General features: G+C 40.8%; 21 protein-coding genes. 20 read left to right on the plus strand and 1 reads right to left on the minus strand.

What is annotated here, in order from left to right:
* Positions 1-19 precede the first annotated feature (19 nt).
* From ACQYAC_RS05715 to fni, 13 genes are all read left to right on the plus strand, one after another.
* Complete coding sequence (locus tag ACQYAC_RS05715) at positions 20-472, plus strand: DUF2663 family protein (protein WP_058014794.1); 453 nt, start codon at positions 20-22, stop codon at positions 470-472.
* Between the two features lie 87 nt (positions 473-559).
* Positions 560-1,348, plus strand: coding sequence for a metallophosphoesterase (locus ACQYAC_RS05720; RefSeq protein ID WP_429942894.1), 789 nt, complete (start codon positions 560-562; stop codon positions 1,346-1,348).
* A 165-nt stretch (positions 1,349-1,513) separates the two neighbouring features.
* Positions 1,514-2,095 carry a genetic competence negative regulator gene (locus ACQYAC_RS05725; protein ID WP_058014795.1) on the plus strand — a complete coding sequence of 194 codons (582 nt, stop codon included), beginning with the start codon at positions 1,514-1,516 and terminating at the stop codon, positions 2,093-2,095.
* Between the two features lie 195 nt (positions 2,096-2,290).
* Positions 2,291-3,565, plus strand: coding sequence for a Glu/Leu/Phe/Val family dehydrogenase (locus ACQYAC_RS05730; protein WP_058014796.1), 1,275 nt, complete (start codon positions 2,291-2,293; stop codon positions 3,563-3,565).
* 122 nt (positions 3,566-3,687) lie between these two features.
* Entirely contained in the window at positions 3,688-4,659 is a 972-nt protein-coding gene (locus ACQYAC_RS05735) for a YpdA family putative bacillithiol disulfide reductase (protein ID WP_058014797.1), read from the plus strand.
* 155 nt (positions 4,660-4,814) lie between these two features.
* Positions 4,815-5,471 (plus strand): glutamic-type intramembrane protease PrsW, encoded by a 657-nt coding sequence (prsW, locus tag ACQYAC_RS05740; protein ID WP_058014798.1) that lies wholly within the window; start codon positions 4,815-4,817, stop codon positions 5,469-5,471.
* A gap of 133 nt (positions 5,472-5,604) precedes the next feature.
* Complete coding sequence (sleB, locus tag ACQYAC_RS05745) at positions 5,605-6,516, plus strand: spore cortex-lytic enzyme (protein WP_169057081.1); 912 nt, start codon at positions 5,605-5,607, stop codon at positions 6,514-6,516.
* Positions 6,517-6,532: 16 nt separating this feature from the next.
* Positions 6,533-7,882, plus strand: coding sequence for a germination protein YpeB (gene ypeB, locus ACQYAC_RS05750; RefSeq protein WP_429942895.1), 1,350 nt, complete (start codon positions 6,533-6,535; stop codon positions 7,880-7,882).
* 102 nt (positions 7,883-7,984) lie between these two features.
* Positions 7,985-8,632 (plus strand): flagellar brake protein, encoded by a 648-nt coding sequence (locus tag ACQYAC_RS05755; protein ID WP_429942896.1) that lies wholly within the window; start codon positions 7,985-7,987, stop codon positions 8,630-8,632.
* A gap of 63 nt (positions 8,633-8,695) precedes the next feature.
* Positions 8,696-8,878: a YpfB family protein gene (locus ACQYAC_RS05760; protein ID WP_034661090.1), complete on the plus strand. Its 183-nt coding sequence runs from the start codon at positions 8,696-8,698 to the stop codon at positions 8,876-8,878.
* A gap of 71 nt (positions 8,879-8,949) precedes the next feature.
* A complete protein-coding gene (gene cmk / locus ACQYAC_RS05765) occupies positions 8,950-9,627 on the plus strand; it encodes a (d)CMP kinase (RefSeq protein ID WP_058014802.1) in 678 nt (225 codons plus the stop codon).
* 223 nt (positions 9,628-9,850) lie between these two features.
* Positions 9,851-11,002 (plus strand): 30S ribosomal protein S1, encoded by a 1,152-nt coding sequence (gene rpsA / locus ACQYAC_RS05770; RefSeq protein WP_058014803.1) that lies wholly within the window; start codon positions 9,851-9,853, stop codon positions 11,000-11,002.
* A gap of 14 nt (positions 11,003-11,016) precedes the next feature.
* The gene (gene fni, locus ACQYAC_RS05775; RefSeq protein ID WP_429942897.1) at positions 11,017-12,084 is read left to right on the plus strand and encodes a type 2 isopentenyl-diphosphate Delta-isomerase; all 1,068 of its coding nucleotides are present in this window, start codon (positions 11,017-11,019) and stop codon (positions 12,082-12,084) included.
* Between the two features lie 52 nt (positions 12,085-12,136).
* Here the strand turns inward: fni and ACQYAC_RS05780 are convergent, their stop codons facing one another.
* Complete coding sequence (locus ACQYAC_RS05780; protein WP_429942898.1) at positions 12,137-12,268, minus strand: YpzI family protein; 132 nt, start codon at positions 12,266-12,268, stop codon at positions 12,137-12,139.
* Positions 12,269-12,397: 129 nt separating this feature from the next.
* Between ACQYAC_RS05780 and ACQYAC_RS05785 the strand changes: the two genes are divergently transcribed.
* From ACQYAC_RS05785 to ACQYAC_RS05815, 7 genes are all read left to right on the plus strand, one after another.
* Positions 12,398-12,991 carry a YphA family membrane protein gene (locus ACQYAC_RS05785; protein WP_429942943.1) on the plus strand — a complete coding sequence of 198 codons (594 nt, stop codon included), beginning with the start codon at positions 12,398-12,400 and terminating at the stop codon, positions 12,989-12,991.
* Positions 12,988-13,872, plus strand: coding sequence for a YIEGIA family protein (locus ACQYAC_RS05790; RefSeq protein ID WP_058014805.1), 885 nt, complete (start codon positions 12,988-12,990; stop codon positions 13,870-13,872). The genes ACQYAC_RS05785 and ACQYAC_RS05790 overlap by 4 nt, the downstream gene beginning before the upstream one ends.
* A 6-nt stretch (positions 13,873-13,878) precedes the next feature.
* Complete coding sequence (locus ACQYAC_RS05795) at positions 13,879-14,073, plus strand: capping complex subunit for YIEGIA (RefSeq protein WP_003215794.1); 195 nt, start codon at positions 13,879-13,881, stop codon at positions 14,071-14,073.
* Between the two features lie 159 nt (positions 14,074-14,232).
* Complete coding sequence (gene der, locus ACQYAC_RS05800) at positions 14,233-15,543, plus strand: ribosome biogenesis GTPase Der (RefSeq protein ID WP_058014806.1); 1,311 nt, start codon at positions 14,233-14,235, stop codon at positions 15,541-15,543.
* A gap of 14 nt (positions 15,544-15,557) precedes the next feature.
* Positions 15,558-16,595 (plus strand): NAD(P)H-dependent glycerol-3-phosphate dehydrogenase, encoded by a 1,038-nt coding sequence (locus ACQYAC_RS05805; protein WP_410583038.1) that lies wholly within the window; start codon positions 15,558-15,560, stop codon positions 16,593-16,595.
* 266 nt (positions 16,596-16,861) lie between these two features.
* Positions 16,862-17,065, plus strand: a complete 204-nt coding sequence (locus ACQYAC_RS05810; protein WP_034318888.1) for a DUF2768 domain-containing protein — start codon at positions 16,862-16,864, stop codon at positions 17,063-17,065.
* A gap of 18 nt (positions 17,066-17,083) precedes the next feature.
* A complete protein-coding gene (locus ACQYAC_RS05815) occupies positions 17,084-17,809 on the plus strand; it encodes a hypothetical protein (RefSeq protein WP_429942899.1) in 726 nt (241 codons plus the stop codon).
* Positions 17,810-17,856 lie beyond the last annotated feature (47 nt).

Genomic DNA, 17,856 nt, shown 5'->3' on the forward strand with positions numbered 1-17,856 from the left:
AAGGGACAGGGTGTATGTGATGACGTTGCACGCAATCAGCCGCTATATGGATCAGCCGACACTGAAAATGATGGAAACATTGATCAAAAGAAAGCACAAATATGAGGGCTTTGCCAAGCAGTGCAAAAGGTGGCAATGGACAGCCCTTTTGTCACTGGCGATTCTTTTGTTTTATTTTGTGATAACGGCAAATAAGGGAGGCTCTCTTCAGCCAGAAGCGATGATTGCAACACTGCTCGGTCATGAGGTTTTTCTATTTTGGATAATGGCTGAGGTGTTTGCTTTTTATGCTTCTTATTATTATAAGAAAAAAGAAGAAAAGGCTGAGGATGAATATCATCGCCTCAGATGTGAGATTATACAAAAAAGCACAGACTTATGGCCGCAATCAGACCAGTGGAAAGAGCGTGAAGCGGTTTTTCACTATATGCAGCAGCAATATGACATTAATCTCTATTATGAAAGTAAATAAATGTGTAAAAAGACGTTTTAATAGTTGAAACGTCTTTTTTCATTCAAGCGTCTTATGAACGACACATATGCAAGGGAGCCATTTATGATGAAATATGCCATCGGATTTACTGCCGCCATTGCGGCTGTTACAACAGGTGTGTGTGTAACGGCAAAAATGGTGAAAACGGCAAAACAAAACAACATCAAAAAGCATTACTTTACAATAGAAGCACTTCAATCAGATCGACCAGCAGTGATTTTCTTTATTTCTGATACACACCGGCGGCTGATTAGTGACTCATTATTAGCGGAAGTCACACAAGAAAAACCGGATGTTATTATGATAGGCGGGGACTTAGCAGAAAAAGGTGTACCCTACGCCAGAATTGAAGAAAATGTGAAACGTTTATCAAGAATTGCACCCGTTTATTTTATTTGGGGAAATAATGATCACGAGCTGCACCAGCAAAAGCTTAAAGAGATTCTTCATGCTTGCGATGTGACGACTCTGCAAAATGAAACAGCTGTGTGGGATTTCGAAGGCCAGCCAATCAAAATTGGAGGCATCGACGATATTCGGCTTGAAAAGGCGGATTATGAAGCGATACGGCCTGAGTTTGTAAAAGATGACGTAAATATTCTCTTATCACACAACCCAGATATACATCATTTAATGAGTGAAGATGAGGGGATCGACCTTGTTCTGAGCGGTCATACGCATGGAGGTCAGATCAGAATTGGGAAATTTGGTCCGTATGAAAAAGGAAGAACAGGTCAGGTCAAAGGCGCATTTTTTCTCATTAGTAATGGCTATGGAACAACAAAGATTCCAATGCGTCTCGGGGCAGAACCAGAAACTCATCTGATCTATTTAATGCCTGTCAAAACGCGATGACTTGCTGCGCCCTCAGTATTTTCCATAAAAGTCACCGGAAGCATAGCTTCATGCTTGTCTTCCGTCTTGACACAGTGTAAACTGAATACAAAATTAAGAACCTATGACTCATCATCTCATATACTACAGTATGATGTGTGTTTAGAAGAGGCAGGAGGGAACGTTATGCGACTGGAGCGTCTGAATTATAATAAAATCAAAATTTTTCTCACACTAGATGACCTGACAGACCGGGGTCTTACGAAAGAAGACCTTTGGAAAGATTCGTTCAAAGTCCATCAACTGTTTAAAGACATGATGAACGAAGCGAATCAGGAGCTCGGTTTTGAAGCGAGTGGACCGATTGCTGTTGAAGTATTTTCACTTCAGGCGCAGGGGATGGTCGTCATTGTCACAAAGAGTCAGCAGGATGAGGATGATGATGAAGAGTTTGATGAAGATTACATTGAGATGCAAGTCAAGCTCGACGAGAGTCATCATGTGCTCTATCAATTTGCCTCGTTTGAAGATGTGATTCAACTGTCCCATAGTTTAAGTCGTATTGGACTTTTAGGGGGTACAGTTTACCATTATGAAGGTCAATATTTTCTCAGCCTAGATGATTTTGAAGAACTGTCTGCTGATACCGTCATTTCCATTTTAGCGGAGTTCGGTTCTCCTACGACATTAACGATCCATCGGCTAAAAGAATACGGAAAAGTGATCATGCAAGATGATGCAGTGAAAACGATTCAAATGTATTTTTAATCACTTTTTTCTATTATATTTAATACTGTTGTGATGAAACAACAGTATTTTTTTATATCCTTTTTATATTTATAAACGCTGATATTTTATTTTGATAAAAAACGTTTTTTACCTTTGCTTTACCAGTACGAAGGTGTATACTATTGCTTGAAAGGGAGCAGTAGATCATGAAAGATTTCTAGGGGGTTTATTTTAATGGCAGCCGATCAAAACGCCGCTCATAACGCAGAAGATAAGCTAGATGTTTTAAAGTCAACTCAAACCGTCATACATAAAGCGCTAGACAAATTAGGGTATCCGCAAGAAGTGTATGAATTGCTGAAGGAGCCAATTCGTCTATTAACTGTGAAAATTCCAGTACGAATGGATGATGGATCAGTGAAAATTTTCACTGGTTACCGTGCGCAGCACAATGATGCTGTCGGACCGACAAAAGGCGGTATTCGTTTCCACCCGAACGTTACTGAAAAAGAAGTAAAAGCGCTTTCAATTTGGATGAGTTTAAAATGTGGTATTGTGGATCTTCCTTATGGCGGAGGAAAAGGCGGTATTATCTGTGATCCAAGAGAAATGTCATTTAGGGAGCTTGAAAAACTAAGCCGCGGCTATGTTCGTGCAATCAGTCAAATCGTTGGTCCAACGAAAGATGTACCAGCACCAGATGTGTTTACAAACTCTCAGATTATGGCATGGATGATGGACGAATATTCTAGAATGGATGAATTTAACTCGCCAGGATTTATTACAGGAAAACCAATTGTGCTTGGAGGATCACACGGACGTGATACTGCAACAGCAAAAGGTGTGACGATCTGCATCAAAGAAGCGGCGAAGAAAAAAGGAATTGACATTAACGGAGCACGTGTTGTCGTACAGGGATTCGGAAATGCAGGAAGCTACTTGGCTAAATTCATGTATGATGCCGGAGCGAAAATCGTAGGGATTTCAGATGCTTACGGCGGGTTATACGATGAAGATGGTCTTGATATTGACTACTTGCTTGACCGACGTGACAGCTTTGGAACCGTTACTAAATTATTTAACGATACCATCACAAACAAAGAGCTGCTTGAGCTCGATTGTGATATCTTAGTACCTGCAGCCATTGAGAACCAGATCACTGAAGATAACGCGGCAAACATTAAAGCTAAAATTGTCGTAGAAGCAGCAAATGGTCCAACGACACTTGAAGGAACCAAAATTCTTTCAGATCGTGGAGTACTGCTTGTCCCAGACGTACTTGCGAGTGCGGGTGGTGTAACGGTTTCTTACTTTGAATGGGTGCAGAATAACCAAGGGTTCTACTGGACTGAAGAGGAAGTCGAAACTCGTTTAGAAGATATGATGGTGAAATCATTTAATAATATTTATGAAATGGCGCAAAATCGCCGCATCGATATGCGTCTTGCTGCATATATGGTCGGCGTACGTAAAATGGCTGAAGCTTCTCGATTCAGAGGCTGGATTTAAGCGGCTCATTTGCATCGTGCCTTAAAATCTCCTATCCTTAAATAGGAGATTTTTTTATGGAATGGAACAACTCATAAACAGCTAGCAATTGTTATTGCATTGAAACGACAGGAGTGGAACAAATGAAACAAGAAAAAGCGATCATAATAGGAGGCGGCCCATGCGGGCTATCAGCTGCCATCGCATTCAAGCAAATTGGAATTGATGCACTTGTCATTGAAAAGGGGAATGTCGTCAACAGTATTTATCATTACCCAACACATCAAACCTTTTTTAGTTCAAGTGAAAAGCTTGAGATTGGTGATGTCGCTTTTATTACTGAAAATCGCAAGCCCGTTCGTATCCAGGCACTGTCTTATTATCGAGAAGTAGTCAGACGAAAAAGCCTGCGTGTACATGCTTTTGAAAAAGTGAACGCTGTGACGAAAAAAGACGGTCATTTTACCGTGAGCACATCAAAAGACGACTATGTATGTGATTATGTCGTGATTGCTACTGGCTACTATGATCATCCAAACTATATGAACGTTAAAGGAGAAGACCTTCCACATGTGTATCATTATTTTAAAGAAGGACACCCATACTTTGATAAAGATGTAACGGTGATCGGCGGGAAAAACTCGAGTGTCGATGCTGCGCTAGAACTTGTGAAATGTGGAAGCAGAGTCACTGTACTTTATCGAGGCACTGAATATTCATCTAGCATCAAACCTTGGATTTTGCCAGAGTTTGAAGCGCTTGTGCGGAATGGAACGATTCGAATGGAGTTTGGAGCGCAGGTGAAGGAAATCACAGAAGAAGAAGTGATTTTTACTAACCAGCAAGAGCAAACAGAGCGAGTGAAAAGTGATTATGTTTTTGCCATGACAGGCTATCATCCAGATCATTCTTTCTTAGAAAAAATGGGTGTGACAATTGATCAAGAATCAGGTCGTCCAGCATTTGATGAAGAGACGATGGAGACAAATGTAGAAGGTATTTTCATCGCAGGAGTGATTGCAGCTGGAAACAATGCCAATGAAATTTTCATTGAAAATGGAAGATTTCATGGGGGGCTTATTGCAGAAGAAATCAACAAAAGAATGAACGGATAAATAAAGAACTGGATCCTTCTAAGGGATTCGGTTCTTTTTGATATAAAATGGGATTATATAGAAAGTAATTTTCATAAAAATGGGCTCGAGTCATATAAAAAAAGGGTAAATCATGGTACGATAATGAAGGATAATGTAGGGAAAGAGGTCTGGTTATGATCGCAATCATCTCAGCAGGATTAGCTCCCGGCATCGCACTTTTAAGTTATTTTTATTTGAAAGATCAATACGACAATGAGCCGGTTCACATGGTCATCAGATCTTTTATGCTAGGCGTTATTCTTGTGTTTCCAACCATGTTTATTCAATATGTCCTTCAAGAGGAGCATATCGCAACGAACCCTATCTTGATTTCATTTGTGACGTCGGGCTTCTTAGAGGAATCTTTAAAATGGTTTATTTTAATGGTCAGCGTCTATGCGCATGCCCAATTTGACGAACACTATGATGGGATTGTATATGGAACAAGTGTCTCACTTGGTTTCGCAACACTTGAAAATATTCTTTATTTAGTCGGTCACGGGGTTGAATATGCGTTTACCCGTGCTTTATTACCCGTCTCAAGTCATGCTTTATTCGGTGTTGTGATGGGGTTTTATATTGGCAAAGCCCGCTTTTCTGAAAAAAAGGAGCAGCGCAAATGGCTGATCCTTTCTTTAACGCTTCCTGTGCTTTTTCACGGCCTTTATGATTTCATATTGTTAGGGATGGAAAATTGGGGATATATCATGCTGCCATTCATGATTTTTTTATGGTGGTTTGGCCTGCGAAAAGCAAAAAAGGCTCGTTCCGTGAAAATGGTGCAGATTTAATGTGGAAAAACGTCCTATCAGTTGATAGGGCGTTTTTTTGTCTTTTCAACCAATTCTCTCCTGTGATGAATGTATAAAAATAGGGATCGGAAGAAATATATATTCAAACATCAAAAGTACAGGAGGATCAAATATGGACAAAGCTCGTTTCATGAAACAAATCGTCCTTATCTTCTCAATCGTTCTACTCGCAACCTCACTGATGACAGCTGAAAAAAGTGAAGCCTTCACCAGTCAAGTTATCCAGCGAGGTGCAACAGGAGAAGATGTTGTCGAGCTGCAAGCACGGCTCCAATACAATGGCTTTTATAATGGCAAAATTGATGGTGTATATGGCTGGGGGACGTACTGGGCCGTACGCAACTTTCAAAGCCAATATGGTGTAAAGAAAGTAGACGGACTTGTAGGTAAACAAACAAAAAACCTATTAGTTCAAAAGACAAAATACTATAAAGACTTTGTTCAGCAGCAGCTGCAAAAGGGGAATGAGTTTACCCATTATGGCGGGAAGCCTCTTGATCAGCAAACAAAAGCTCCTGCGAAAAGAAGCTCACAAAAAAAGACAGCTCAAGGCGCAAAAGAGAATCAAAAAAGTCAAAGCGGAGCATCTGGAAAGTCTGCGAAACAGTCAGGCAATCAGCAAGCAACTCAAACACCGAAACAAACGGCAGCCAACATGCCAGGTGGTTTTTCTAGTAATGATATTCAGCTCTTATCACAAGCGGTTTATAGCGAAGCAAGGGGCGAGCCGTATGAAGGACAGGTGGCGATCGCTGCCGTTATCTTAAACCGATTGAACCACCCGACTTTTCCAAATACAATCGCAGGTGTTATTTTTGAACCGCTTGCGTTTACAGCTGTGGCGGATGGCCAATTTTATATGTCACCAAATGAAACTGCAAAAAAAGCTGTGTTTGATGCCATTAACGGCTGGGACCCTTCTGAGAGTGCCGTCTACTACTTTAATCCTGATACAGCAACAAGTCCATGGATTTGGGGAAGACCACAAATTAAACGCATCGGGAAACATATTTTCTGCGAATAAAAAGAGGTGTAAATAAATGATCAGAGGAATATTGATTGCCATTTTAGGAATTGCTGTCATCTCAACAGGTTATTGGGGCTATAAAGAGCATCAAGAAAAAGACGCAGTGCTACTGCACGCAGAGAACAACTATCAGAGGGCATTCCACGATTTAACGTTCCAAGTGGATCAGCTGCACGACAAACTTGGGGCAACGCTTGCGATGAACAGCCAATCGTCGATTTCACCAGCACTTGCAGATGTATGGAGAATGTCATCAGAAGCACATAACAATGTGAGTCAGCTTCCGCTCACATTAATGCCTTTTAACAAAACGGAAGAATTTTTGGCGAATGTCGGAGACTTTAGCTACAAATCATCAGTCAAATCCTTATCAGATGAACCATTAAACAAAAATACGCACAAAACCATTACGTCTTTATATCAACAAGCATCTGATATTCAAAACGAACTGAGACAAGTGCAGCATCTCGTCCTCAACAAAAATTTAAAATGGATGGATGTTGAAATGGCACTTGCTGATGGTGACCGAAAGAATGATAACACCATCATTGACGGATTGAAAACAGTAGAGAGAAATGCAGATGCATTTGCAGATGTCGATCTCGGACCGACAAATGTGTCCACAGAAGCAGAAACACGCGGCTACAATCATTTAAAAGGTAAAAAAATTTCAAAGAAAGAAGCGATACGCATTGCCCAGCAATTCACACCTGATCATAATCAACATTTTAAGGTGAGAAAAAGCGGAAGCAAAACCAATCGAGATGTGTACAGCTTATCGATGTCAGATCCTGATAGTAAAGCGAATTTCTATTTAGACTTGACTGAAAAAGGAGGACACCCAGTTTACCTTCTTCAAAATCGAGACGTGAAAAAACAGAAAATCAGTTTAAATCAAGCATCAGAAAAAGCACTCAGCTTCTTAAAGAAGCAAGGATTTGATGCAGAGTCGTTCCATTTAGATGAAAGTGCGCAATTTGATAATATCGGTGTATTTACCTATGTTCCTCTTCAAAAAAATGTACTACTTTATCCAGATAGTATACGCATGAAGGTCGCATTAGACGATGGTGAAGTGGTTGGATTTTCAGCGAAAGACTATTTAACGAATCATAAAACAAGAGACATCAAAGCACCTAAAATCTCACAAAAAGAAGCGAAGAAAACGCTCAATCAGCATGTGAAAATCGAAGATGCTCATATAGCGATTGTTCAAAACGATATGTCAGAGGAAGTTTTATGCTATGAGTTCCTTGGGACGATAAAAAATGATACGTATCGAATGTTCATTAATGCAGATACTGGAAAAGAAGAGCGAGTAGATAAACTAAAAAATGCAGAACCTGTATATAAAGACCTATAAAAAAGAGAGCAAGGAAAAGGCGAATAAGCCTTTTCCTTTTGTTTTATACATGGTTTAATATAGGAGAGGATATGATTTCACAGATGAAAAGAGTGATGAGGAATGTTACAAATAGGGGATGCAATCACAATTGAATATGTCAATGAGAACAAAGAAGTGAAAACTGCAAAATCGAAAGTTTTGGAAAATAATAACGGTGATATTTGCATTAATTATCCAGCTGATAAAGAAACAGGACGCACAATCTATTTAAACCAGCAAACAGAAATCACCGTTTTCTTTTTCGATGAAAATCAAGTTCCATACAAATGCACAAGCGAAGTCATCGGCAAGAGGAAAGAAGATATTCCGATGATCGTCATTTCCATTCCGCCAAAAGAAGAAATGATTCGGCTTCAGCGTAGAGAATATCTGAGAGTCGATACAATGGTCAAAGCCTCGATTACGCAAACGGATGAAGAACCCTTTGACACGTTTATTGTCAATATGAGTGCTGGCGGCTTAGCCATTGCTGTTCCTGAAGGTGTCTCAATGAAAGAATACGGAGAAGTGATCACAGAGTTTGAACTTCCGCTGAAAGAGCCTGTCAAAATTAAAGCGGTTGCAGAGATGAGCCGAGTCTATCAAGATGAGCAGACTGGCAAAACAAGAGCGATCATGGAGTTTTCTGAGATCACAAATGATCAGCAGCAGCACATTATGAAGTACTGCTTCCAGCAGCAGCTTTTAACACGTGTGAAAAAAGCATAAGAATAAAGGATGTTAAAAGCTTCCATACTAGAGGTAATAGAATCTAGCGTGGAGGCTTTTTGTATGAAGACAATGGAAAGATGGTTATTGAAAGCGGTGCTCATTCAGCTTGTCTTATTATTAGCCGTTCAGATCACACTTCATTTGACAAAAGGAGAACTATTTTTGTCAAAAGTCGTGCAATACGAGGGTGTAAATAACATGAGCATTGAAGATTGGATCGAGACGTTTAAGCAGAAGGATTGATAGAAAATTCCCCCGTTTGACCGGTGATCGTGTTACAATTCATAAGGGAGATTCAATCAAGGAGAGGTATTATGAAAAAGAAATTATCTATCGCAATTGACGGTCCTGCAGCAGCAGGAAAAAGCACTGTGGCAAAAATTGTCGCAGCAAAAAAATCTTATATTTATATCGATACAGGTGCCATGTACCGCGCGATTACGCTTGCGGCACTTCACCATGGTGTAGATCTTGAAGACGAGCAGGCGCTTGATGCACTACTGAAGAAAACAGTGATTGAACTTGTCTCAACAGGCGAGGGTCAAAAAGTGCATCTAGACAATACCGATGTGACAGAGGAGATCCGCACAGACCGCGTGAGCAACCAAGTATCGGTTGTCGCAAAGCACAGAGCTGTTCGTGAAGAAATGGTCCGCAGGCAGCAAGAGCTTGGTAAAAAAGGCGGTGTCGTGATGGACGGAAGAGACATAGGTACGCACGTTCTTCCTGATGCCGAAGTGAAAATTTTCTTGCTTGCATCTGTAGAAGAAAGAGCAAAACGCCGCTTTGAAGAGAATCAGAAAAAAGGCTACGATGTCAATTATGATCAGCTGATCGAAGAGATTGCAAGACGTGACAAGCTTGACTCTGAGCGCGAAGTTTCACCGCTTAAGAAAGCGGATGACGCCATTGAAATTGACACCACTTCTCTTTCCATTCAAGAGGTAGCAGGTAAAATTTTAGATGCAGCAGACCGCGTGGAGAAACAGTAAGAAATTTTAGAAAACTTTTATAAGTTAGAGGTTTATCTCTTGACAAACAAGGTCTTTTATTAGAAGTTTATACTAATACTATTTTTATTGATCATTCAAGCAATTCTGTTGATTTGAATGTTTCTATAATACATACTCGGCTGGCAATCATCATGCTTAAGACACATATTCACCCAGTCGTTTTAACTAAGCTGTGTAGGTTTGGACCAAGGAGGTTATCGAAATGACAGAGGAAATGAATCAAATCGATGTTCAGGTACCAGAGGTTGGAGATGTAGTGAAAGGGATTGTTTCTAAAGTTGAGGACAAGCATGTCAATGTAGATATCGTCAATGTGAAACAGCCTGGGATCATCCCAATCAGTGAATTATCAAGTCTTCACGTTGAAAAAGCATCAGATGTCGTGAAAGATGGCGACGAATTAGAGCTTAAAGTAACAAAAGTCGAAGACGATGCTTTGATTTTATCGAAACGTGCTGTTGATGCAGACCGCGCTTGGGAAGACCTAGAGAAAAAGTTTGAAACAAAAGAAGTATTTGAAGCTGAAGTAAAAGACGTTGTAAAAGGTGGTCTTGTCGTAGATATTGGTGTGCGTGGATTTATTCCTGCATCTCTTGTAGAAGCGCACTATGTTGAGGACTTTTCAGACTACAAAGGTAAAACACTCTCACTTGTCGTGGTAGAACTTGACCGCGAAAAAAATCGTGTAATTCTCTCGCACCGTGCAGTAGTGGAGCAAGAGCAATTAGACAAAAAGCAAGACTTCTTGCAAAAACTTGAGGTAGGCAGTGTGATTGATGGTAAAGTGCAGCGCCTTACTGATTTTGGTGCATTTGTAGACATTGGCGGCATTGATGGATTGGTTCACATTTCTCAACTATCCCATTCGCATGTTGAAAAGCCATCTGACGTAGTGGAAGAAGGCCAGGAAGTCCAGGTCAAAGTACTTGCTGTTGATCGTGATAACGAGCGTATCTCACTATCTATTAAAGAAACATTACCAGGACCTTGGAGCCAGATTGGCGAAAAGGTAAAACAAGGTGATGTGCTTGAAGGAACTGTCCAACGTCTTGTGAGCTTTGGTGCATTTGTTGAAATTCTGCCAGGCGTCGAAGGACTTGTGCATATTTCCCAAATCTCTCATAAACATATCGGTACACCACATGAAGTCCTTGAAGAAGGGCAGACTGTGAAAGTAAAAGTGCTTGATGTGAATGAAGATGAAGAGCGCATTTCACTAAGCATCCGTGATTTAGAAGAAAATCCTGAAAAACAAATCGAAGAGAATTATCGTCAATATCAGGCGAAAGAAGAAAACACAAGCGGATTCCAGCTTGGTGACCTGATCGGCGATAAGCTCAATAAATTAAAATAATTTGGTGATCAAAATTGACGCGAGCAGAAAGAAAGAAACAGCATATTGAACATGCCTTGTCCACTGGGCAGCATGCAGAAACAGGTTTAAAAGATGTTTCCTTCGTTCACGTTGGTTTACCAGATCTTGCGACATCACAAATTGATACACATACAACAATTGGCGGACTGACTTTCGGTTCGCCAATTTTTATCAATGCAATGACTGGCGGGGGCGGAAAATCGACCTATGAGATAAATCGCTCTTTATCAATCGCAGCGAAGGAAACCAATATTCCGGTGGCAGTTGGATCACAAATGGCTGCACTGAAAGATAAAGAGGAAAGACGTACGTATGAAGTTGTTCGAAAAGTGAATCCAAATGGTAGTGTCTTTGCGAACTTAGGCAGTGAGGCAACGATTGAGCAAGCGAAGGAAGCCGTTGAGATGCTGGAGGCCAATATGCTCCAGATTCATTTAAATGTGATTCAAGAGATTGTCATGCCTGAGGGAGACCGTGATTTCAGGGGGGCACTTGAGCGCATCGCAGCCATTAATGAATCAGTTGGTGTGCCAGTTGTCGTCAAAGAAGTTGGATTTGGCATGAGCAAGGATACGGCCAAAAAGTTATTTCATGCTGGGGTTGCCGCCGTTGATGTAGGCGGATTTGGTGGCACGAACTTTTCTAAGATCGAAAATCTTCGCCGCCAAAAAGCACTTCATTATTTTAATCAATGGGGGATTCCAACTGCAGCGAGTCTTGCTGAAGTACATTCAAGTTTTCCAGACCAAACGGTTTTAGCCTCGGGAGGTATACAAGACGCCCTTGATGTCACAAAATCAATTGCTCTTGGCGCATCCGCTGCTGGTCTAGCTGGTTTTTTCTTAAAATCACTGACTGACGGAGGGGAGAGCGGCCTCATCGGTGATATCATAGATCTTCAAGAAGATGTGAAGATGATGATGACAGTCCTTGGCGTGAAGACCATTGAAGAGCTGCGACAAACCCAGATTGTCATTTCAGGTGAAACGAGTCATTGGCTCAAAGAAAGAGGTATCGACACAACGTACTATAGTTTAAGATCAAATAAGAAAAAGGACTAAAAGCAAGTTTAGCCCTTCATCAACTAAGGCATGTGGTCATCGCATGCTTTTTTTATTGATTTCTTTTTCGCGCGCTATCTGGACTTTCTAATGCTGTTGCCCCTTTATGATGAATGGATTGATCACGGTCAGATTCCACTCTTTTTGATGCCTTTAAGCGTTTTTCCTGTCTATCTTTTCCCATCATGCATCCCTCCTCAACCATTAGGGTGTCACCTCTTATTTATTTCATACGATGCCCAAAGCGATCCCTTACGTTTAAAATTTGGGGATTTTCCCATAATGTAATTGAGGTGATGAGACGTTGGAGTCTTTGTACTATTATTGGTCCATATGGTTCGTTTGGATTATCGTGACATTTATTATGGAAAAAAGCTTATGGCGCAATGTGCTAGGCGTCTTTGTCCTTGTTCATATTATATGTAGTCATTTCATGATATCTATATTTGATATGAGCCTGAATGCGGGGTACTTAATGACCTTTTTATATGCATGTGCGTGTTTTGTTTTATTCCGGTCTGGGCATCAAATAATGAGAATCATACAATTAGGTTCTATGGTGAGCGCATATGCCTTTTTTATGATTTTTGCATTATATGACCCGGTTTGGTTCACGCTAATAAAAGTGGATTGGGTCGTATTTGCCTTGCTGATCTTGATGTCTTTGACATATGGACATCATTTCACAGAACGAGTCACCTTATGGATGATGGCTGTATGTCTTGGCGAAGCCCTTTATGCGCTCACGATTCACCGCCTGACATCATCGATTGTCATAGGAGATCTCTCTTTTCTGTCCCTTGTTGTTCAAGGGTCCATCTTCTTATTAGGTGTCGATCAGCTTGAAAAACTCTTAAACGCCCGTTCATCAAGAAAACCAGTAAAAGGGGCTGCAAAATCAACATGACGGATTATACGTTTCCTGTGATTATTGGTGTCATCTTTGGGATGGCGGCAAGGCTTTATATGTTAAGAACAGATTACCGGCAATACCCAACATATATACATGGACAAGTGATTCACATTGCGCTTGGTTTTATTGCTTCAGGACTTGGTGCGATCATTATGCCTGCACTCATTCAGGAGGAATTTACGGCGATTACCTTTCTCACGCTGGCAGCCACACAATTCCGAGATGTCCGCAATATGGAAAGAAATACGTTAACTCAAATGGATTCATATGAGCTAGTCTCAAGAGGAAGTACATATATAGAAGGCATTGCCATTGCCTTTGAAAGCCGAAATTATATTGCGATTCTCACGGCACTGATTACGACCACAGCTTGTATTTTCTTCTCGCTCGTTATTGGGACAGTGGTCGGTATTCTTTGTTTTTTCTTGGCAAAGCTATTAATGTCTGGCAGCCAATTAAAGGATATCGTCAACATACAAAAAGGAGAGCTTCGCTTTGATGGGGCAGGGCTTTATGTGAACGATATTTACATCATGAATATCGGACTGCCTGAAAAGCAAAAGCTCATTTTGGAGCATGGGATGGGCTTTGTTTTGACACCAAAAAATTTCAACGCAGCCACAACGATTGCCAACCTTGGGCAGCGGCAGGCCATTTTATTTGATTTATCCAATGTACTTGGTGTGTATCGCGACTCTGGTGAACCATCACTCTGTCCGCTCGCAAAGCGTGATTTGAATAACGGTACACTTGGTGTGTTCATTTTACCGCAATGGTATCGAGAAGATCTCGCTGTCCGTGTATTAGAAGAAGTACCCATTTTAGAAAATGCCATCAGAATGCCGACAGAGTTCATAAAAAAGAAAGTGAGGTAATAGGGCATGGCGAACACCATTGAACAATTTATACTCGCTGTGGCTACAACAAATAAAGAGCGGGTCATGGGCGGAACAGCCGTTTTTTTCTGCGAAAATAAAGAAGAACTCGACATGTACGCCATGAATTTAGAGGCCATTTTAGATGGAATTGCACACGGAATTGGAGAAGATCTTTACTTGATTGTCAAACATTTTTAAGTTATTCATTGTGGTCTGATTAAAAATTGATATAATATATAAGTTGAACCCTTCATGTTTGAAGGGTTTATTTCATAAAACTGAATGAAAATTTTAAATCCCGGTTGAAACATGATGATGAACATATTGAATCGCGGCTGGATTGAAAGGAAGGGTACTATGGGTAAACCTGTCGTAGCCATTGTTGGAAGGCCCAACGTTGGAAAATCTACAATTTTTAATCGAATCGCAGGCGAAAGAATATCGATTGTAGAAGACACACCTGGTGTAACAAGAGATCGTATTTATAGCTCTGCTGAATGGTTAAATTATGACTTTAACTTAATAGATACTGGTGGAATTGATATTGGAGATGAGCCATTTTTAGCGCAAATTCGCCATCAAGCAGAAATTGCAATGGATGAAGCGGATGTTATCATCTTTATGGTGAATGGCCGAGATGGTGTGACATCTGCGGATGAAGAAGTCGCAAAAATTTTATATCGCACGAAAAAGCCAGTTGTACTTGCTGTCAATAAACTGGACAACCCTGAAATGAGAAGTGATGTGTATGACTTTTATGCACTAGGATTTGGCGATCCATTTCCGATTTCTGGAACGCACGGATTAGGCCTTGGTGATCTTCTTGATGCAGTTGCAGAACACTTTAAGAACTTACCAGATACGCAGTATGATGAACAAGTTGTCCAGTTCTGCTTAATCGGTCGCCCGAATGTAGGGAAATCTTCTTTAGTGAATGCGATGCTCGGAGAAGACCGAGTCATTGTCAGCAACATCGCTGGTACAACAAGAGATGCTGTCGATACGATGTTTACGTACAATCAGCGTGACTTTGTCATTGTTGATACAGCAGGTATGAGAAAAAAAGGAAAAGTATACGAAACAACAGAAAAATACAGTGTGCTTCGTGCATTAAAAGCCATTGATCGTTCTGATGTTGTCGCTGTTGTTCTTGATGGTGAAGAAGGCATTATTGAGCAGGATAAACGTATTGCAGGCTATGCACACGAAGCTGGTAAAGCCGTTGTAATCGTTGTGAACAAATGGGACGCTGTTGAAAAAGATGAGCGTACGATGAAGGAATTTGAGCAAAACATTCGTGAGCATTTTCAATTCCTAGATTATGCTCCTGTCTTGTTTATGTCTGCTCTCACGAAAAAGAGAATTCATACGTTAATGCCGTCCATTATTACAGCTAGTGAAAATCATGCGATGCGCGTTCAAACGAATATTTTAAACGATATCATCATGGATGCAGTAGCCATGAATCCAACGCCGACTCATAATGGACAGCGCCTGAAAATTTATTATGCGACACAGGTGGCAATTAAGCCTCCGTCCTTTGTTGTGTTTGTAAACGATCCAGAGCTTATGCACTTTTCTTATGAACGTTTCCTAGAAAACCGCATTCGAGATGCGTTTGGTTTTGAAGGAACACCGATTAAAATATTTGCGAGAGCGAGAAAATAAAAAGGGTGAGCAGAATGAAGAAAATTTCAGTACTTGGAGCAGGAAGCTGGGGAACAGCTCTTGCTCTTGTATTAGCTGATAATCATCATGATGTACACATGTGGGGACATAGACAAGAGCTCATTGACCAAATCAATGAGAAACATGAAAATCATGATTACTTGCCAAATGTCGCACTGCCAGCGTCTATCCAGGCGACGACAGACATGAAGCAGGCGTTAGAGGGGACAGACGCTATTATTGTTGCTGTGCCAACAAAGGCCATTCGTGAAGTATTGAAGCAGGCAAATGAGCTGATTACGTCGAAAGTGCCGTTTGTCCATGTAAGTAAAGGAATTGAACCAGATACACTTCTCAGAATATCTCAAATGATTGAACAAGAAGTCCCGGATGAGAAAAGAGAAGCTGTCATCGTCTTATCAGGACCGAGCCATGCTGAGGAAGTAGGCTTGCGTCATCCGACAACTGTCACTGTCTCATCAGAAAATATTGAAGCGGCTCAATTTGTTCAAGATTTGTTCATGAACAACAACTTTAGAGTATACACAAACCCTGATGTGATTGGTGTAGAAATTGGCGGCGCACTGAAAAATATCATTGCTCTTGCGGCAGGGATCACAGACGGGCTTGGATATGGTGACAATGCAAAAGCGGCGCTCATCACTAGAGGACTCGCTGAAATCGCACGTCTCGGTACAAAAATGGGAGGGAATCCTCTGACATTTGCCGGCTTAACGGGCGTTGGAGATTTGATCGTGACATGTACAAGTGTTCATTCACGTAACTGGCGCTGCGGAAATTTGCTTGGTAAAGGGTATAAGCTTGAAGAAGTGCTTGAAAAAATGGGGATGGTTGTCGAAGGCGTCCGTACAACAAAAGGCGCTTATCAGCTCTCCAAAGAATACAAAGTCAGCATGCCGATTACAGAGGCACTTTACCACGTCCTGTTTGAAGGGAAAAAGGTCGACGATGCTGTAGAATCATTGATGGCACGTGTGAAAACACATGAAATGGAAGACCTTGTGAACATGTTTGAAAATCAAACAAAATAAATGGAAGACTGAACTTAGGCATGTAGAGGATGCAAGAAGGGGAAGACTTGCATAACATAGCAATGAAGTTTGAATAGAGCTTTGCCTCTACAGAATGAGGAAAAATAGTCGACCTAATGACTGAAGCGAAGTCCCCCTCTTTGCTTCAGTTTTTTTATGCGCTTTTTTCTGAATGATTGGAAAAATGATTGATATTTACCTTATTTTTGGTTTAGAATGAAATATAAACGCTTACAATTTGTTCGTTTTAAAGGGGGACAGGCACGATGAGTTTTGCTTTAATCAAGATGTGGTTTGCACTTGGTTCGATGGGGCTCATGTTTTTAGCTGTAGTTACCATTTATTTCAGTCGATTTAAGCTGAAAAGCCGGTTTCTTAAAATAACAGCCTCGACCGTCGCATACAGCTTGATGCTGATATCAGGTATCATTGTGTTTTTAGTTGTATTTAGCGGGCCGGTCAATGAATAAAGAAAAAGGAAGAATGTGATGATCAAAGCAAAAGTCAGTGTCACGTTGTTAGCATTTATATTACTCACAGGATGTCTGTATCCAGAAAATCGCAAAACTGAAAACCGTGTGCCGTACGTAGAGCAGCTGCAAAGCGTTCAGACAGCGATTGAGGAATTTCAAAAAGCAACAAATGGTCTTTTGCCGATTGAAACGAAAGAAGCAGACACGCCGGTTTATCAGAAGTACGTCATCGACTTTAAGCGCTTGTCACCAAGATATTTACACGATGTACCGTCTACTTCCTTTGAAGGCGGGGGGGAATATATTTATGTCCTCACAGACGTCGAAAAAACCCCAACTGTGAAACTGCTTGATGTCAAAATGACGCAAACCATCAGTGAATTACGGCTTAGAATCAAAATATATCAAGATGAACATACATATCCGCCATACGGCAAAGTAGTATCAAACAATTTATATACGTTAAATGAAAAAAAGCTAGGCTTAAAATCACCGCCTACGGTCATGAGTCCTGTGACAGGGAATTCCCTCCCATTACTGATTTCATCAAATGGCGAAATCTATGTGGACTACCGCAGTGATTTTGCTCATATTTTGAAGAATACGAAACAAAAGCTGAAACCAGGTGAAAACATTCAAGATGTCTATTGGCAGGAAACCCCGTTTGTACCCGCGTTTTCTGTTCCTTATACCATAAACAAAAAAGGTGAGCCTGACTTTTTAGAAAAAAAGACGTCATAAACAAGAATGAACCTTTTTCCTCTGCATATAAATGAGGAGAAAGGTTT

Origin of the sequence: Bacillus sp. MM09(2025), from assembly GCF_050496725.1 — a bacterium.
In the GTDB taxonomy this organism is placed as follows: Bacteria; Bacillota; Bacilli; order Bacillales; family Bacillaceae; genus Bacillus; species Bacillus pumilus.

Excerpts from the sequence above, each read along its gene's own strand:
- ACQYAC_RS05715 (WP_058014794.1), top strand. The coding sequence starts at position 20 with ATGACGTTGCACGCAATCAGCCGCTATATGGATCAGCCGACACTGAAA.
- ACQYAC_RS05720 (WP_429942894.1), top strand. The coding sequence starts at position 560 with ATGAAATATGCCATCGGATTTACTGCCGCCATTGCGGCTGTTACAACA.
- ACQYAC_RS05725 (WP_058014795.1), top strand. The coding sequence starts at position 1,514 with ATGCGACTGGAGCGTCTGAATTATAATAAAATCAAAATTTTTCTCACA.
- ACQYAC_RS05730 (WP_058014796.1), top strand. The coding sequence starts at position 2,291 with ATGGCAGCCGATCAAAACGCCGCTCATAACGCAGAAGATAAGCTAGAT.
- ACQYAC_RS05735 (WP_058014797.1), top strand. The coding sequence starts at position 3,688 with ATGAAACAAGAAAAAGCGATCATAATAGGAGGCGGCCCATGCGGGCTA.
- prsW (WP_058014798.1), top strand. The coding sequence starts at position 4,815 with ATGATCGCAATCATCTCAGCAGGATTAGCTCCCGGCATCGCACTTTTA.
- sleB (WP_169057081.1), top strand. The coding sequence starts at position 5,605 with ATGGACAAAGCTCGTTTCATGAAACAAATCGTCCTTATCTTCTCAATC.
- ypeB (WP_429942895.1), top strand. The coding sequence starts at position 6,533 with ATGATCAGAGGAATATTGATTGCCATTTTAGGAATTGCTGTCATCTCA.
- ACQYAC_RS05755 (WP_429942896.1), top strand. The coding sequence starts at position 7,985 with ATGTTACAAATAGGGGATGCAATCACAATTGAATATGTCAATGAGAAC.
- ACQYAC_RS05760 (WP_034661090.1), top strand. The coding sequence starts at position 8,696 with ATGAAGACAATGGAAAGATGGTTATTGAAAGCGGTGCTCATTCAGCTT.
- cmk (WP_058014802.1), top strand. The coding sequence starts at position 8,950 with ATGAAAAAGAAATTATCTATCGCAATTGACGGTCCTGCAGCAGCAGGA.
- rpsA (WP_058014803.1), top strand. The coding sequence starts at position 9,851 with ATGACAGAGGAAATGAATCAAATCGATGTTCAGGTACCAGAGGTTGGA.
- ACQYAC_RS05780 (WP_429942898.1), bottom strand. The coding sequence starts at position 12,268 with ATGGGAAAAGATAGACAGGAAAAACGCTTAAAGGCATCAAAAAGAGTG.
- ACQYAC_RS05790 (WP_058014805.1), top strand. The coding sequence starts at position 12,988 with ATGACGGATTATACGTTTCCTGTGATTATTGGTGTCATCTTTGGGATG.
- ACQYAC_RS05795 (WP_003215794.1), top strand. The coding sequence starts at position 13,879 with ATGGCGAACACCATTGAACAATTTATACTCGCTGTGGCTACAACAAAT.
- der (WP_058014806.1), top strand. The coding sequence starts at position 14,233 with ATGGGTAAACCTGTCGTAGCCATTGTTGGAAGGCCCAACGTTGGAAAA.
- ACQYAC_RS05805 (WP_410583038.1), top strand. The coding sequence starts at position 15,558 with ATGAAGAAAATTTCAGTACTTGGAGCAGGAAGCTGGGGAACAGCTCTT.
- ACQYAC_RS05810 (WP_034318888.1), top strand. The coding sequence starts at position 16,862 with ATGAGTTTTGCTTTAATCAAGATGTGGTTTGCACTTGGTTCGATGGGG.
- ACQYAC_RS05815 (WP_429942899.1), top strand. The coding sequence starts at position 17,084 with ATGATCAAAGCAAAAGTCAGTGTCACGTTGTTAGCATTTATATTACTC.